We start from the raw sequence: 14,654 nt of genomic DNA on the forward strand, positions 1-14,654 counted from the left end.
GGACAGGATGGCCATGATCGTGGAGCCAAAGTAGTGGCCACAGGTTATGCCGATGTTGGTTTTGATGTGGATATAGGTCCATTATTCCAAACCCCTGCAGAAGCTGCAAAACAGGCAGTTGAGAACGACGTACACATCCTGGGCGTTTCTTCCCTTGCTGCAGGCCACAAGACCCTGGTCCCGCAGGTGATCGAAGAGCTCAAAAAATACGGCCGCGAGGATATCATGGTGATCGTGGGTGGGGTGATCCCGTCCCAGGACTACCAGTTCCTCTTCGATGCGGGAGCAGTAGCGGTATTTGGGCCGGGGACAAGGATCAGCGAGACTGCCATCAAACTTTTGGATATTCTCATCGAGGAATAACCTAAACCAAAGGATAATTGAAACCATAAATTCAGTGTTATGCAAAATTCTCTTAAGTTCGTTTCCAAAGAAGAAGCTGTTTCGCATGTAAAATCAGGAGATCGCGTGTTCCTTCACGGTGCCGCCATGACTCCAAATGTTTTAATAGATGCTCTTACAGAACGCTATCGGGAAATAAGGGATGTGGAGTTGATCCACATTCACACCGAAGGTCCTGCCCCCTATACAGATCCTCCTTATAATGAATCCTTTAAAACCAACAGTTGTTTCGTTGCAGGAAATGTAAGAAAGGCAGTGAATTCAAGTATTGGTGCTTATATCCCAATCTTCCTTAGCGAGATCCATCTGCTCTTCAGAAGAAATATACTTCCGCTGGATGTTGCCTTTATTCAGGTTTCTCCGCCAGATGAACATGGATATTGCTCTTTAGGAGTTTCAGTAGATATAACTCTGCCGGCGGTCCAAACTGCAAAGAAGGTTGTTGCACAGATCAACCCTAGAGTTCCAAGGACCCATGGAGATGGAATTATTCACGTAAGTCAAATCACTGCAGCTATTGAGGTGGATTGTCCCATTCATTCCCCCAGGGCAAACGCTCCTTCGGAACTTGAACAGAAAGTAGGAGAATATGTAGCCGGCCTGGTAGAAGACGGGGCAACCCTGCAAATGGGAATTGGCGGGATACCAAATGTTGTTCTTTCCAAGCTCATGAACCATAAACGGCTCGGAATTCATACCGAATTATTTTCTGACGGAGTTCTGCCTCTAATCGAAAATGGGGTGATCACCGGGGAAGAAAAGAAGATAAAGACCGGAAAAATTGTGACCTGTTTTGCAGCAGGAAGTCCCGATTTATATGATTTTATCCATGACAATCCGGTAGTGCATTTCAAAGAAGCGGCTTATACCAATGATTCAGCCATCATTAGGCAGAATCCAAAGGTCACGGCAATAAATTCGGCTATAGAAATTGATCTTACGGGTCAGGTTTGTGCCGACACCATTGGAAAATACCATTTTTCAGGGGTAGGTGGACAAATGGATTTCATAAGAGGAGCTTCCCTTTCTGAAGGTGGTAAGGCCATTTTTGCCATGCCTTCTGTGACCAATAAAGGAATTTCCAAAATTGTGCCGTCCTTAAAAGAAGGTGCCGGCGTCACCACCACGAGAGCGCACGTGCATTACGTAGCTACCGAATTTGGGGTGGTCAATCTCTTTGGAAAGAACCTGAAGCAGAGAGCTCATGCCCTTATCTCAATTGCTCACCCCCAACACAGAGAGGAGCTGGAAAGAGCTTTTTTTGAGATGGCTTATTAAAAAATAGTTGAATTCGTTGCAAAAGGCTGCATTAAAAGCCGGTAGGCAGTCATTCTGAATTTATTTCAGGTTGACAGTAATCGAGCCTTTAGGGCAGCCTTTTCTTTTCGATACTTATTAAGTGTAAATTCCCTGTAGTATTTTGATTGCTAAAAAATAAAACCGCCCGGAAATCTCTTCCCGGGCGGCTTCGGAGGTTGGTTGTATTTAGTTAGTATTCTGCATCCATATGGTGGTGTTCGTCAATTAACGGACCTCCATTTATTATTTGTTCCGATGCCTCTGTAGAGAATTTCTCGAAGTTGAGGTGGAAACTATGGGCCAGCTGAATTGACTTCTGAATATAAGCTCCTTTTTGCAGCCAGGTATTCATTGGGTTCAGCATTTCTGTTGGCACATTGTGACAATACTTTGGCATGAATAATCCAAAGATGGGGTGCATTTCGTAGTCCACATTTTCAAGCTCACCTTTAAGGATGGAGGTGATCATGGCGCGGGTATATTTCAGTTTTATTCTGGATCCTACTCCAAAAGGTCCGCCGCTCCAACCGGTGTTGATAAGCCAAACATTAACTCCCGCTTCTTTCATTTTTGAACTCAGCATTTCTGCATACACTGTTGGGTGTAGCGGCATAAATGGAGCTCCAAAACAAGCTGAGAAGGATGGTACCGGCTCATTGATGCCCGCTTCGGTACCTGCCACCTTGGCTGTGTAACCAGAGATGAAGTGATAGGCAGCCTGCCCGGGTGTCAACTTGGAAACAGGTGGCAGCACCCCGAAGGCATCACAAGTGAGGAAGAAAATATTTTTTGGGTTCTTAGCATAAGAAGGCACCTGGATATTTTCTATATGATCAATGGGATAACTTACTCTGGTATTCTGCGTAATAGCAGCATCGAAAAAATCTACCTCTTTAGTGCCTTTTTTGAAGATCACATTTTCCAGAAGAGCTCCCGGTTTTATAGCGCGATAAATATCGGGTTCAGATTCTTCGGTAAGGCCGATCACTTTTGCGTAGCAACCACCTTCAAAGTTAAAGATCACATTTTCTGCTGTCCATCCATGTTCGTCATCTCCAATCAATCTTCTATCGGGATCTGCGGAAAGGGTAGTTTTTCCGGTTCCCGAAAGTCCGAAGAAAATAGCTGTATCTTCATCTTCCCCAACGTTGGCAGAACAGTGCATTGGCAGCACCTCTTTTTCTACCGGAAGTATAAGGTTAAGGGCAGAGAAAATACCTTTTTTCATCTCCCCGGTATAGGCAGAGCCTCCTACCAGGGCAACTTTGCGGGTAAAGTCAAGGATGCTGAAATTCCCCTGACGCAATCCATATTTTGCAGGTTCGGCTTCCACATAACCCGGGGCGCAAACTACCAGCCATTCTTCAGAAAAATCTTCGAGTTCTTCAGGCTTCAGGCGTAGGAACATATTCTTAACAAAGAAAGCAGACCAGGGATATTCAGCAATGGTTCGCACGTTCATCCGGTAATCGGGGTGGGAGCATACATAACCATCGTGAACATAGACTTCCTTACCCGAAAGATATTCTGTCACCTTTTCGTAAAGCTTTCCGAAGTTCTCTGAAGTCAAAGGTTTATTGATATTTCCCCACCAAACTTTGTCGCGGGTATAATCATCTTTTACAAGAAAACGGTCTTGCGGCGATCTTCCTGTAAAGGTTCCGGTATTCACAGTAAGGGTACCATTTTCAGTTTCGGTGCCCATTCCTTTTCGCACTGTGATCTCCTGTAGTTCTTCGCCGGGAAGATTCCAGTGGATCCTGCAGTTTTTTAATCCGTACTTGTTGAGATTGTCAGTTTGGGGTCTTTCTAAAACATCTTTCATGATCTAAATATTGAGTGGTTATTGTTGGCCTGCCTCACCAAATGATAGCAGAAAAAAAATTGTGCAGGAAAAATTGAGGAGTCACTGCGCTCCTGTTCTAGTTTCTAGTCCAGTACCAGTAGGGGAACGTTTGAGTGTAGGGTAAGTAACCTGGTAAGGCGGCCGGGGGAAGCATCTTCGCCGGGTAAGTGGTTCTTTGGCATAATAGCCAGCATATCCATATCATTCCTTTCGATGTATTCCAAAAGACCTTTTTCTATGTCTTCATTTTCATGGAAGGTGTGGTGTGAATAGAACATTTCAAGGAAATAGTTGAGAGTGGTCTCATTGCTTTCATCATCCTCACTGTATCCCATGGCCATTTCATGCTGTTGGATAGTTAGAACATGTACCTGGGCTTTATGTTTTCTGGAGACATCGAGCAGCACGTAAAGGGGTGACCTATCGGCTATCTTCTCATTGCCAAGAGAAAGAATAATGGTGTTGAGCCTGAATTTCCTATAGCGTTCGGGGATCACCAACACAGGGAGATCGGCTTCCTCCACCAGGCGTGAAGTAGTGGTCACAATATTTTCTTCCCCGGGTTTGGCACCTCTCGTACCCATTATAATAAGGTCTATTTTTAGCTCTTTTTGAAGCTGAATTATAGAAGGTACTAACTCTCCGCTGCGGATTAAAGTGTGGATCTCAGGAAATAAAGGTTTGTTGTACTTTTTGGTGATCTTTCTGAATTTCTCTTCAGTAGAATTCACATCAGTACTTCCGTCGGCAATATTGAGCAGAAATAAATTGATCAAAGGATCTTTATCTGCAAATCTTACAGCATATTCCAAAGCGTTCTTAGATACTTCAGAAAAATCGAAAGGGATGAGGATATTTTTCATGGCTTTATTGGTTACGGAAATTGCTGTACATATTTCCTGATTATTATCACCTAAAGATACCTCCCAAAAAGGGCTGTTATCATGACAAATATCATTTGCAGACTGAAAGAAATCAACATTTTAGCCCCGAAAACGATTGCAGGATTCAGGACAAATTTGCCGCAAAATATGCGGTGTCAAAAATGTCATTTTTGAGACCTCATTTTGGAGGCTGCTTTGCCTAAAATTAATTATTTCAGTTTCCCAGACTAATTTAGGAATAGAGACTAAGTTGCCTACTGAACACTGAGCACTGCCTACTTTATAATTTAGTTTCCCGTCTCCTACGTTTTGCTAAAATCACCATTCTTTAAGCTGAAGGTTTTCACCATCAAAGACCCCGTAGGTGTAGAAATTGATCCAGTCTCCCAGGTTCATGTATTTTGAATCCTCCCGAAGCTGAATGTCCAGCGGTAGATGCCGGTGACCAAAGATGAAGTAGTCATAGTCTGCGGTCTCCAGTTTTCGGCGGCAATATTGAATTAACCATTCCTTTTCCTCTCCCAGGAATTTCACATCCTCCTCTCCTGAAATAGCTTTGTTCTTGACCGAGAAATATTGTGCCAGTGGCACTCCCAGGTCGGGATGAAGCCAACGGTAAAGCCATTTTGCAATAGGGTTGGTAAAAACTTTTTTCATTCGTTTAAAGCCCTTGTCCCCGGGCCCGAGACCGTCGCCATGTCCAATAAGAAATTTCCTGTCATTGAAAAGAAACTCTTTTGGCTTGTGGTATACAGGGATATCAAGTTCCTTTTGGAAATAGTCATTCATCCAGAGATCGTGATTCCCCACAAAGAAGTAAATGGGAATCCCACGGTCCCGCAGCTGCGCAAGTTTGCCCAGCACCCTTACAAATCCTTTGGGGACTACGTGCTTATACTCAAACCAAAAGTCAAAAAGATCCCCCAGCAGGAAAATTGCTGCGGCGTCTTCACTAACGTGATCGAGCCAGGCTACAAACTTTTCTTCCCGCGGCCGACTTTCTTCGGCTGTAGGAGCTCCAAGGTGGTTGTCGCTGGAAAAGTAGATCTTTTTACCTTCAGGTATCTGCATTGCCGGGATTTGTGGGTAAAGATAGGCTGAAAATTTCCGAAGTTAAAATCTTCAGAAAAAATGGCTTCCTCCATCAGCCTCTTTGGGGATTTTCTTAAATAAGGCTATCTTTAAAAGAAACTGTATTAAATGGAAAAATTGATCACGGGAATTCATCATGTCACTGCTCTTGCCGGCAATCCACAAAAGAATCTGGATTTTTACACCGGGATCCTCGGGCTGCGGATGGTAAAGAAAACTGTGAATTTCGATGCTCCCGATGTTTACCATTTCTATTATGGTGATGAAGCAGGCACACCCGGTTCTATCATGACCTTCTTCCCTTATGACGGGATCCAGAAAGGCCGCCACGGGAAAGGGATGCTCAATATCACTACTTTTTCTGTTCCTTCTAAATCCCTCCTGTACTGGGAAGAAAGACTTCAAAAATTTGATATTGATTATCGTCCTGCCCAGGACAGGTTTGACGCAGAAGCTGTTATCTATTTTGAGGATCCGGATGGACTGGGCCTTGAACTTGTATTCAATGACAGGGACAACAGGAAGGGCTGGACCTACGGCAACATTCCGCCGGAGCATTCAATTAAAGGATTCTACAGCCTGGAGATATGGCAGGAAGGCTATGAAAGAACCGCCGGTTTACTTATAGAAGGACTGGACCACAAACTAATAGCCGAAAAAGGAAACCGCTTCCGCTTCGCAGCAACCGATGCTCCCGGTAATTACATTGATATACTTTGCAGGCCCGATGCTCTTCGTGGCCTTGGAGGTGGCGGCACCGTTCACCACCTGGCTTTTTCTACAGCAAACAAGGAGAGTCAGCTAGAGGTAAGGCAGAAGTTGGCCGGTTTAGGGCACAACCCTACTCCGGTGCTGGACCGGCAGTATTTTGAATCCATCTACTTCAGGGAACCCGGCGGAGTTTTATTTGAGGTAGCCACTGCCGAACCCGGTTTTGCTATTGACGAACCTCAGGATAAACTGGGAGAGGAATTAAAACTTCCACCGCAATATGAATCCCGGCGCGACCTGATTGAAAAAGCGGTCACCCCCGTAAAAATAAATCTCACAAAATTTAAGTAATGCTACATAAGAAAGATTTCAAATACAACGGTACTCCTATAGAACAAGCTAAAAAGGCGCTGATCATGGTCCACGGCCGCGGCGGATTTGCCGAAGATATCCTTGCCGTAGCCGATCATCTTAAAATCGAAGATTTTGCTCTGGTTGCACCCCAGGCATACAACAACAGCTGGTATCCCTTGTCCTTTATGGCTCCGGAACAGCAAAACCAGCCGTGGCTCGATTCAGCAATTGAAATGCTGCAGTTACTCGAGGCAGAGCTTAACGAGAAGGGAATCGCTTCAAAAGATATTTACTTTTTCGGGTTTTCCCAGGGTGCCTGCCTCACGCTTGAATATGTGACCAGGAATGCGAAAAGATATGGCGGTGTAATTGCCATTATTGGAGGCTTAATCGGCAAGAATATCAACACCGGAAATTACCTGACAGACTTTGAAGGTACACCGGTATATCTGGGCACCAGCGATCCCGATGCACATGTGCCGGCAGACCGGGTAAAACAAACCGCCGAAATACTTGAAAATAAGAATGCGAGGGTAGAATTGCAGATCCATAAAGATGCCGGTCATGCGATCATTCCGGAGGAGTTGGGACGTGCCAACAATTTCATCTTTGGGTATTCGGGAATGGAAAATGAGAAGCCTTAGGCATTATCTGAAGCAAACCACTCGGCATACGAAGTTTCCGTTTCCTGAAGTTTAAGTGAGAATAACTGGATATGTCCGGGTAGACGCTTCTTAATTCTTTCAGCAAAATCCTGGATCATATTCTCGCTTGTAGGTTGATAATCCACCAGGATCACGCTATGTCCTCTCTTTTGTAGTTCTTCGGCCAGTTCTACGTGAGGGGTGTTCTTGTTGAAAACAGTGGCATGATCAAACTTATCCACGATCTCCTGCTTTACGATCTTCTTGAGATCCCCAAAATCGATCACCATCCCCAGCTTTACGTTGTCTTCATCTTCTATAGGTTTACCTATCACAGTTACGCCCAATTTATAGCTGTGACCATGCACATTTCTGCACTTACCATCATAGCCAAAAAGGGCGTGACCTGTCTCAAAAGAAAATTGTTTGGTGATGCGTATCAATGCCATATCAAAAATTTCTGCAAAGATAATGTTTTTGGCTGCGGTGATTTTAACTTTTGACCCTGAAAATAAAAGACTTGTAATTAAGATTTTGAGAATACATTTGCAGCCTTAAATTTATAGTGTGGAGATCGTTACAAATCCGGTTTACGAGAAGATCATTTCAGATCTTATTGAGCGGCAATATTCTATAGTTGAAAATTTCTTCAGCCTGGCAGAAGTAGAAGAGCTCAGAAATTCTCTTTTACACAAGTATGAAGAAGACAATTTCAAGAAAGCAGCAATAGGAAATCGCACTAATGAGATCATTGCAAAATCCATTCGGGGAGATTTTATCCTATGGCTTAACGAAGCAGAAGCAGCAGAAGCAGAAAAAGCCTTCTTCAGAAAGATCAACGCTTTCGTCCAGTACCTCAACAGGACATGTTTTATGGGCATACTTTATAAGGAATTTCATTATGCTCTTTATCCTGAAGGAACATTTTACAAGCGCCACCTGGATACCTTTCAGAATGACGACCGGAGGAAACTTTCTATGGTTTGCTACCTCAACGAACAGGACTGGCAGCCGGAATACGGTGGGGAGCTGGTGATCTATACCGAGGAAGACGGAGTGGAAGTTCCAAAGACGATTTATCCTTTCCCGGGTCGAATGGTAATTTTTGAGAGCCAGATCCTGGAGCACGAAGTAAAACCTGTGAAGACTGAGAGACTTAGTATTACCGGATGGTTAAAGACCAGGTAATTACTTCCGGAATTTCTTGTAAAGCACCACCACGATTAGAAGGAGTGCAATAAGGAGCCACCAGCCATAGCCGCTCAAAAACCTTAAAAGATCAAAGGTTTCCTCGTTAACCTGTAGATCCTCCTGCATTAGCGTTTATTTCTTTTTCGCCACGAATAGCGGGCATAGAAAAATACTGCCAGGACTACAATAATTGCAACCAGATAGATCCATTGGTCTTCCCAAAAATCTTCTAATGAAAAACCATATCCTTCTCTCTCCGTCGCCGGCCTGTCCTTGGGTAAATGTTCCTGTTGAAAACTCATACTACTGAAATATTAGGTGTCAAAAATGACATTTTTAGCCGATGTTATTTTTTCTCTTTCTGAAGAAGGCCAGGTAAAGTATGGCAGCCAATACAATTACGGCTGCGCTTACTACCTCCCAAAAGTTTGAACCCATGAAATAGCCAACTTCGTATCCTAATTGAAAGGCTTTTGAGTTCTCCATTTCCTGAAAAGCAAAAATCAAAAGTGCTTTCATATCATTTCCTGAATTTCGATAAAGCATTCCTCGTAAAATCTGAAAGTACCAATTCTCCCGAAATTGCCGCTCTTTCTTCGAGCAGGGAATTCCAGTGTTCGGTTCCTTCCCACAACACCTTCTTCATCTCATAAAGTGCAGCCGGATTATAAGAAGCCAGTTTTTCGGAAAAGAATTCCAACTCTTTGTCCATTTCACCTAAAGAGTCAAAAACCCTTGCATAAAGGCCTTTTTCCTGCGCCCAGTAGGCATTCTTCCAGTCCTGTGCTGCCAAAGTAAGTTCAGCTAATGCTGCCACGCCTATTTTTCGTTCAATGGCCGGAGCAATTACAAATGGTCCAATGCCAATGCTCAATTCTGAAAGTTTAATGGCTGCCTGTTCTGTAGCGAAACAGTAGTCGCAGGCTGCAGCCAATCCTACTCCGCCGCCCACGGTCTTTCCATGAATTCGGCCTATAATCAGCTTTTTACAGCTTCGCATAGCATTGATCACACTGGCAAAGCCTGAAAAGAAGACTTTCCCCTGTTGCATATTTTCTACTGCCAACAGTTCGTCAAAAGAAGCCCCTGCACAAAAAGCTTTTTCACCTTCAGATCTCAGGATAATGACCTTCACCGCTTCATCTTCAGAAAGTTTGTTCAGCTCTTTTGTCAGTCGTTCAAGAAGCACTCCCGGAAAGGAATTACTGGCAGGATGACCAAACTCCAGAGTGGCAATTCCGCTTGTGATTTTGGTAAAAAGGCTTCCGTTTTCCCTGTTCGTGGTCATTGTAAGATCTCTTTTCCGTAAAGTTACATTTTATTTGACGTCTTCGGGAATTTAGACCTCTCTATGCAGATATTTCCTGCGGAATTTTATCACCAGGGCGCTGCTGCGAATTAACATCCACACAAAAAATGCGATCCAGACGGCATATAGTTCCAGATCGAAATAGTCACCGATGAGCAATGCCGGAGTGAATCCGAGGAAGGTTGCCGCGAGTAAGACATTCCGAAGATATTTTGCTTCTCCCAGCCCTTTAAAGATCCCGTCGAACATAAAGGCAATTGCATTCACCGGCTGCATGAAAAGCACCATCCAGAAGACAGAAGAGAACAGCACAAGCACCTGAGTTTCTTTGCTAAAAATGAGCCCGATCTCATGATAAAACAAGGCACAGATCCCGATGAGCAGGATTGCAATGGTCACAGAGTACTTGCTGATCTTTTTACTCAGCGTCCATAAACCGCTGTAATCTTTGGCACCAAGCAACCTGCCACCCATGGCATTTCCGGCATTGGCGTAACCGTCGATAAAGAAGCTGAAGAACAGCCAAATGTTCATGAGTATACTTTGTGCAGCTATATAGTTCTTACCGTAGTCTGTAGCGTAAGCATTTGCGAGATAAATGGCAAAATTGAGAGCGGCTGTACGAACAAACAGATTTCCACTCATAAACAGCAGGATCTTCATCTGGGGATTAATGCTTCGGCTGAGCCATAGTTTAAAGGGAGTCTTTTTAAAGAAGAAGTGCAACGCCATCAGGAGCATTACCAGCTGCGCGATCACACTTGCGTAGGCAGCTCCTTCCAAATGCATGGCAGGTATCCATCCTTCCACTCCATACACCAGCAAAAAATCCAGCCCCACGTTTAAAAAAGCGCCGGTTAAGCTGCATTTCATTGCCCACAGGGTGTTCTGCAATCCCCGAAAGACTCCAAAAATAGCAAAAGTGACCAGGGTTAAAGGATAACCCAAAGCACGAATCTGGTAATAATCGGCAGCATAATTCAGCACTTTTCCTTCCGCATTGTAAGCGCTAAAAATGGCTGCGGCAAAATAGGCTGTTACGGCATAGATTAGAAGGCTGAGTAAAAAATTAAAAAAGATCGCCTGGGGCACTAAAGTTTTTACGGCATGTATTCTTCGGGCACCTAAATGCTGTGAAACCAAAGCCGAGATTGCGGTTTTTGTCTGCGCCACGATCCAGATAATTGCCGAAAGAAAAGATCCAACTATACCTGCTGCCGCCAATGCTTCTACAGGATCCTGCTCCACATTCCCAATGATGGCTATATCTGTTAAGGAGATCAAGGGTTCTGCTATTCCTGCAATAATAGCGGGAATGGCAAGACGGTTGATATTTTTAAAGTTTACTGCAGAATTCACTCGAGAATGCAAAAAAGCAAAGTTAAGATAAGCAGGAGAGTTGCCCGGGAAAATGTTTAGGAAATCCCTTACATCAGGATTAAAATTCTATTTTTGAGAAATTGCCGACTTTCGGCATTCTTGAATATGCTTTAAAAACCTTCTTAAACAAATGAAAAACAAATTCTTATTTCTTCTTGCAGCTGTATGTCTGGGGTTTCTTCCGGCTGCGGCTCAGGATGATTATCCTACCAACAAAGAAGTCGCTCAAAGATTGCAGCAAATAGGTTCCTCCCGTGATGCAAAGCTCATTTCCCTTGTTAAAACCGAGGGCGGAGAGGACATTTGGGCACTGCAAATAGGAAGAGGCGACCTTGAAAACAAACCTGCCATCGCAATAACCAGTGGTGTTGAAGGTCACCACGTCCTGAGCGCAGAACTTGCCTTACAAGTAGCAGAAAAAATCGTAAAGGATCACAGTCAGCTTCTGGAAACCACCACTTTCTATGTGTTTCCCAATATGTCGCCAGACGCATATAGTCAGTACCACAACAAACTTAAGTACGAGCGCAGAGGCAATGCTGTTAAGGTGGACCATGACAGAGACGGAGAAATTTCAGAAGATGGCTATGAAGATCTAAACCGCGATGGAATGATCACGGATATGAGGGTAGAAAGCCCTCTTGGAAAATACATTGCTCATGAAGATTATCCGCAGATCCTGGTCGAAGCTGAAGGAGCAAATGCTGCCGGAAAAATCCGATATCTCAAACTTTCTGAAGGTATTGATAACGATAAGGACGAAAAGTTCAACGAAGATCTTTCTGAAGGAATAGCATTCAATAAAAGTCTCACCTATCAATTTCCGGTCTTTGAAGCTTTAGCCGGGGATTATCCGGTCTCCCAAAAAGAAACACGGGCTCTTCTGGATTACCTTTTTGAGAGGTGGAACATTTTCGCTTTTGTAACCTTTGCTCCCGAAAATAATCTGTCAACTCCCCTCAAGTACAACAAACAAGGCGCCGAGAAGAGAATTGTTACTTCAATACTGGAGAAGGATGCAGAATTAAATAAAATAATATCGGACATCTACAATGAAACAGTGCCTTTAAAAGCGTACAATCAGGAGAATCAGGGAAAAGGCGGAGATTTTTTCCAGTGGGCTTATTTTCATTTTGGCAGGCTAAGCTTTAGTACCCCAGGATGGTGGATTCCGGAAGTGAAACAGGAAGAGAAGGATAGTTTAAATCCTAAGAAAGGTAAAATCACACCTGAAACTAATTTCCTGGCCTGGGCAGAAAAGGAAGGACTTGATAATATATTCGTCAACTGGACAGAAGTTGAGCATCCCGATTTCCCTAATCGAAAAGTTGAGGTGGGAGGAATTCGTCCTTTTGCGATGATGAACCCGCCTTACAGGATGGTTGACAGCATCGCCGAGCAGCACACAGATTTTGTCGTAAAACTGGCTGAAATGAAGCCGAAGCTCGAATTCCATAACCTGGAAACAGAGAAGTTAAGTGGAGGATTGACCAGAATTACTGTAGATCTTTTCAATAATTCACCATTACCCACCCATTCGGAAATGGGCGAAAGGTCGCGATGGCTTCAGAAGTTACAGATTACAGTAGACAAGGAAAAAGAGGATATCCTGGCAGGAAATACGATCAAGCTTTCAGGAAAACTTGGGGCTTATGAAAAAGAAACCATCTCCTGGATAGTAAAAGGGAATGGTACAGTCACAGTAAAGGCCGGTGCCCCGCACACAGGATATGCTACAATGAAAGTAAAACTTTAATTTTTAGAAGAGATGAAACTAAATAAGATACACACCGTAGTCATTCTGGGAATTCTAAGTTTTCTTTTGAATATCCCTTCACTTCAGGCACAGGAAAAGTTTTTTCGTGCGATAGGAACACCGCACAAACCTGAGGTCCAGGTGAGCTGGAACAGGTATTACACCTATGAGGGAATAGTGGAGATCATGGAAAAGATCGCCAAAGCACATCCCAATCTGGCAAAAATGGAAAGCATTGGAAAATCCTTTGAAGGAAAAGATATTTACCTGTTGACCATTTCCGATTTTAAAACAGGAGATCCGGATAAAAAACCTGCCATGTATATTGACGGAAATATCCATTCCAACGAAATCCAGGGAGCAGAATTTTCTCTTTATACCGCATGGTACCTGACGGAAATGTTTGATGAGCTGGATTTTATCAAGGAATTACTTCAGGATAAGACCTTTTATATCAATCCCACAATCAATCCCGATGCGCGGAACAACTACATGAACAAACCGAATACCCCGCACTCCCCAAGATCCGGAATGATCGTGCTGGATAATGACCGGGACGGGCAGGCAGGAGAAGACGGCTTTGATGACCTTAATGGAGATAACGATATCACCATGATGATAAGGAAATCTCCAACAGGGCGCTACATTAAAGATCCACAGGATCCAAGAAGGCTAATAAGAGTTGAAGCTGAAGAAAAAGGCGAATATGAGATGCTTGGTTATGAAGGTAAGGACACAGATGGCGATGGAGAAGTGAACGAAGACGGCATTGGATATTATGATCCAAACCGTGACTGGGGCTGGAACTGGCAGCCCGATTACATCCAGCGCGGTGCTTATAAATATCCCTTTAGCCTGCCTGAGTCGAGAAGCGTCATGAATTTCGTAATGGATCATCCAAACATTGCAGGCGCCCAAAGCTACCACAACTATGGCGGAATGATCTTGCGCGGCCCCGGTGCAGAAGAGGATAAAGACACCTATAATGCCGAAGATGTTAAGATCTACGATGCTATAGGGAAAAAAGGTGAAGAAATGATCCCGGGTTATCGCTACCTGGTAGTTTACAAGGATCTTTATTCGGTTTTTGGCGGCGAACTTGATTGGTTCTATGGCGGAAGAGGAATTTATACCTACACCAATGAACTTATGAATTCCTACCAGTATTTCCACAAGAATGAGGGCAGAGGAAACCAGGAAGAACAATTAAAGGTCGACAAATTCCTCACTTTCGGCGACGCATTTGTGCCATGGGAGGAATATGATCATCCGCAGTATGGAAAGATCCAGATCGGCGGCTTTAAAAAGAACTTCGGAAGGGCCCATCCCGGATTTCTACTCGAGCAGGATGCTCACAGAAATATGGCTTTCACCATCTACCACGCTTACCATACTCCAAAGCTTAGCATTACCGAAGTAAAAGAGAAGAACCTGGGCGGCGGATTAAAACAGATCACTGCTACCATCTACAACGAAAGGCTAATGCCTACACATTCTAGTCAGGATCTAAAGCATAATATTGAGAGACCGGATTACGTGAGTATATCGGGAGCCAATGTTATTACCGGGATGGTGGTCAACGACGAGGATTTTAATAAGGTGGAAGAGCAAAAGCACAATCCGGAGAAAATTAAGGTCAGGAATATTCCCGGAATGGAAGCTGTGAAAGTCCGCTGGATTGTTTCCGGAAATGGGAATTATCGCATAAAGGTTGATTCAGCCAAAGGCGGAACGGCAGAGTGGCGTAAATAATTCCACTCGAAAATGACATTTTTGGATCTGTTTA

The 14,654-nt window shown here is 43.9% G+C and carries 16 protein-coding genes; 7 read left to right on the top strand and 9 right to left on the bottom strand.

Translation table 11 applies throughout. From position 1 onward, the window contains the following. The coding region (locus tag VR862_RS06175) for a cobalamin-dependent protein (protein ID WP_324720104.1) at window positions 1-363 on the top strand (363 nt) is incomplete at its 5' end. A gap of 39 nt (window positions 364-402) precedes the next feature. Next, the gene (locus VR862_RS06180) at window positions 403-1,680 is read left to right on the top strand and encodes an acetyl-CoA hydrolase/transferase family protein (RefSeq protein WP_324720105.1); all 1,278 of its coding nucleotides are present in this window, start codon (window positions 403-405) and stop codon (window positions 1,678-1,680) included. Window positions 1,681-1,891: 211 nt separating this feature from the next. On the opposite strand, the gene pckA is transcribed toward VR862_RS06180, so the two are convergent. The 3 genes from pckA to VR862_RS06195 all read right to left on the bottom strand — a co-directional run bounded on the left by pckA (window position 1,892) and on the right by VR862_RS06195 (window position 5,502). Continuing rightward, window positions 1,892-3,526, bottom strand: coding sequence for a phosphoenolpyruvate carboxykinase (ATP) (pckA, locus tag VR862_RS06185; RefSeq protein WP_324720106.1), 1,635 nt, complete (start codon window positions 3,524-3,526; stop codon window positions 1,892-1,894). Between the two features lie 104 nt (window positions 3,527-3,630). Then, window positions 3,631-4,410 carry a universal stress protein gene (locus VR862_RS06190; protein ID WP_324720107.1) on the bottom strand — a complete coding sequence of 260 codons (780 nt, stop codon included), beginning with the start codon at window positions 4,408-4,410 and terminating at the stop codon, window positions 3,631-3,633. Between the two features lie 339 nt (window positions 4,411-4,749). Next, complete coding sequence (locus VR862_RS06195) at window positions 4,750-5,502, bottom strand: UDP-2,3-diacylglucosamine diphosphatase (protein WP_324720108.1); 753 nt, start codon at window positions 5,500-5,502, stop codon at window positions 4,750-4,752. Window positions 5,503-5,631: 129 nt separating this feature from the next. On the opposite strand from VR862_RS06195, the gene VR862_RS06200 reads away from it, so the two are divergent. Together VR862_RS06200 and VR862_RS06205 are read left to right on the top strand one after the other, a co-directional pair. Then, window positions 5,632-6,585 (top strand): ring-cleaving dioxygenase, encoded by a 954-nt coding sequence (locus VR862_RS06200; protein WP_324720109.1) that lies wholly within the window; start codon window positions 5,632-5,634, stop codon window positions 6,583-6,585. Then, window positions 6,585-7,232 (top strand): alpha/beta hydrolase, encoded by a 648-nt coding sequence (locus VR862_RS06205; protein WP_324720110.1) that lies wholly within the window; start codon window positions 6,585-6,587, stop codon window positions 7,230-7,232. The genes VR862_RS06200 and VR862_RS06205 overlap by 1 nt, the downstream gene beginning before the upstream one ends. On the opposite strand, the gene VR862_RS06210 is transcribed toward VR862_RS06205, so the two are convergent. Then, entirely contained in the window at window positions 7,229-7,681 is a 453-nt protein-coding gene (locus VR862_RS06210; protein ID WP_324720111.1) for a 6-pyruvoyl trahydropterin synthase family protein, read from the bottom strand. The two genes, VR862_RS06205 and VR862_RS06210, sit on opposite strands and share 4 nt — an antisense overlap. Window positions 7,682-7,799: 118 nt before the next feature. Here VR862_RS06210 and VR862_RS06215 point away from each other — a divergent pair, with 118 nt between their 5' ends. Continuing rightward, window positions 7,800-8,420 (top strand): 2OG-Fe(II) oxygenase, encoded by a 621-nt coding sequence (locus VR862_RS06215; RefSeq protein WP_324720112.1) that lies wholly within the window; start codon window positions 7,800-7,802, stop codon window positions 8,418-8,420. On the opposite strand, the gene VR862_RS06220 is transcribed toward VR862_RS06215, so the two are convergent. The 5 genes from VR862_RS06220 to VR862_RS06240 are packed head-to-tail and all read right to left on the bottom strand — an operon-like array spanning window position 8,421 to window position 11,091. Beyond that, window positions 8,421-8,549: a hypothetical protein gene (locus VR862_RS06220; RefSeq protein WP_324720113.1), complete on the bottom strand. Its 129-nt coding sequence runs from the start codon at window positions 8,547-8,549 to the stop codon at window positions 8,421-8,423. It abuts the gene before it with no gap. Then, window positions 8,549-8,725, bottom strand: a complete 177-nt coding sequence (locus tag VR862_RS06225; protein ID WP_324720114.1) for a hypothetical protein — start codon at window positions 8,723-8,725, stop codon at window positions 8,549-8,551. Before VR862_RS06225 ends, VR862_RS06220 begins: the two co-directional genes overlap by 1 nt. Window positions 8,726-8,759: 34 nt before the next feature. Then, window positions 8,760-8,942 (bottom strand): hypothetical protein, encoded by a 183-nt coding sequence (locus tag VR862_RS06230; RefSeq protein WP_324720115.1) that lies wholly within the window; start codon window positions 8,940-8,942, stop codon window positions 8,760-8,762. A 1-nt stretch (window position 8,943) separates the two neighbouring features. Beyond that, the gene (locus VR862_RS06235; RefSeq protein ID WP_324720116.1) at window positions 8,944-9,711 is read right to left on the bottom strand and encodes an enoyl-CoA hydratase/isomerase family protein; all 768 of its coding nucleotides are present in this window, start codon (window positions 9,709-9,711) and stop codon (window positions 8,944-8,946) included. Window positions 9,712-9,762: 51 nt separating this feature from the next. Then, entirely contained in the window at window positions 9,763-11,091 is a 1,329-nt protein-coding gene (locus VR862_RS06240) for an MATE family efflux transporter (protein ID WP_324720117.1), read from the bottom strand. Between the two features lie 151 nt (window positions 11,092-11,242). On the opposite strand from VR862_RS06240, the gene VR862_RS06245 reads away from it, so the two are divergent. Together VR862_RS06245 and VR862_RS06250 are read left to right on the top strand one after the other, a co-directional pair. Next, window positions 11,243-12,868 carry a M14 family metallopeptidase gene (locus tag VR862_RS06245; protein WP_324720118.1) on the top strand — a complete coding sequence of 542 codons (1,626 nt, stop codon included), beginning with the start codon at window positions 11,243-11,245 and terminating at the stop codon, window positions 12,866-12,868. 12 nt (window positions 12,869-12,880) lie between these two features. Beyond that, entirely contained in the window at window positions 12,881-14,620 is a 1,740-nt protein-coding gene (locus VR862_RS06250) for a M14 family metallopeptidase (RefSeq protein WP_324720119.1), read from the top strand. Window positions 14,621-14,654: the final 34 nt, after the last annotated feature.

The organism is Salinimicrobium aquimaris, from assembly GCF_035607535.1.
GTDB lineage: Bacteria > Bacteroidota > Bacteroidia > Flavobacteriales > Flavobacteriaceae > Salinimicrobium.

Coding starts and splice junctions, on each gene's coding strand:
- VR862_RS06180 (WP_324720105.1), top strand. CDS start 403: ATGCAAAATTCTCTTAAGTTCGTTTCCAAAGAAGAAGCTGTTTCGCAT.
- pckA (WP_324720106.1), bottom strand. CDS start 3,526: ATGAAAGATGTTTTAGAAAGACCCCAAACTGACAATCTCAACAAGTAC.
- VR862_RS06190 (WP_324720107.1), bottom strand. CDS start 4,410: ATGAAAAATATCCTCATCCCTTTCGATTTTTCTGAAGTATCTAAGAAC.
- VR862_RS06195 (WP_324720108.1), bottom strand. CDS start 5,502: ATGCAGATACCTGAAGGTAAAAAGATCTACTTTTCCAGCGACAACCAC.
- VR862_RS06200 (WP_324720109.1), top strand. CDS start 5,632: ATGGAAAAATTGATCACGGGAATTCATCATGTCACTGCTCTTGCCGGC.
- VR862_RS06205 (WP_324720110.1), top strand. CDS start 6,585: ATGCTACATAAGAAAGATTTCAAATACAACGGTACTCCTATAGAACAA.
- VR862_RS06210 (WP_324720111.1), bottom strand. CDS start 7,681: ATGGCATTGATACGCATCACCAAACAATTTTCTTTTGAGACAGGTCAC.
- VR862_RS06220 (WP_324720113.1), bottom strand. CDS start 8,549: ATGCAGGAGGATCTACAGGTTAACGAGGAAACCTTTGATCTTTTAAGG.
- VR862_RS06225 (WP_324720114.1), bottom strand. CDS start 8,725: ATGAGTTTTCAACAGGAACATTTACCCAAGGACAGGCCGGCGACGGAG.
- VR862_RS06230 (WP_324720115.1), bottom strand. CDS start 8,942: ATGAAAGCACTTTTGATTTTTGCTTTTCAGGAAATGGAGAACTCAAAA.
- VR862_RS06235 (WP_324720116.1), bottom strand. CDS start 9,711: ATGACCACGAACAGGGAAAACGGAAGCCTTTTTACCAAAATCACAAGC.
- VR862_RS06245 (WP_324720118.1), top strand. CDS start 11,243: ATGAAAAACAAATTCTTATTTCTTCTTGCAGCTGTATGTCTGGGGTTT.
- VR862_RS06250 (WP_324720119.1), top strand. CDS start 12,881: ATGAAACTAAATAAGATACACACCGTAGTCATTCTGGGAATTCTAAGT.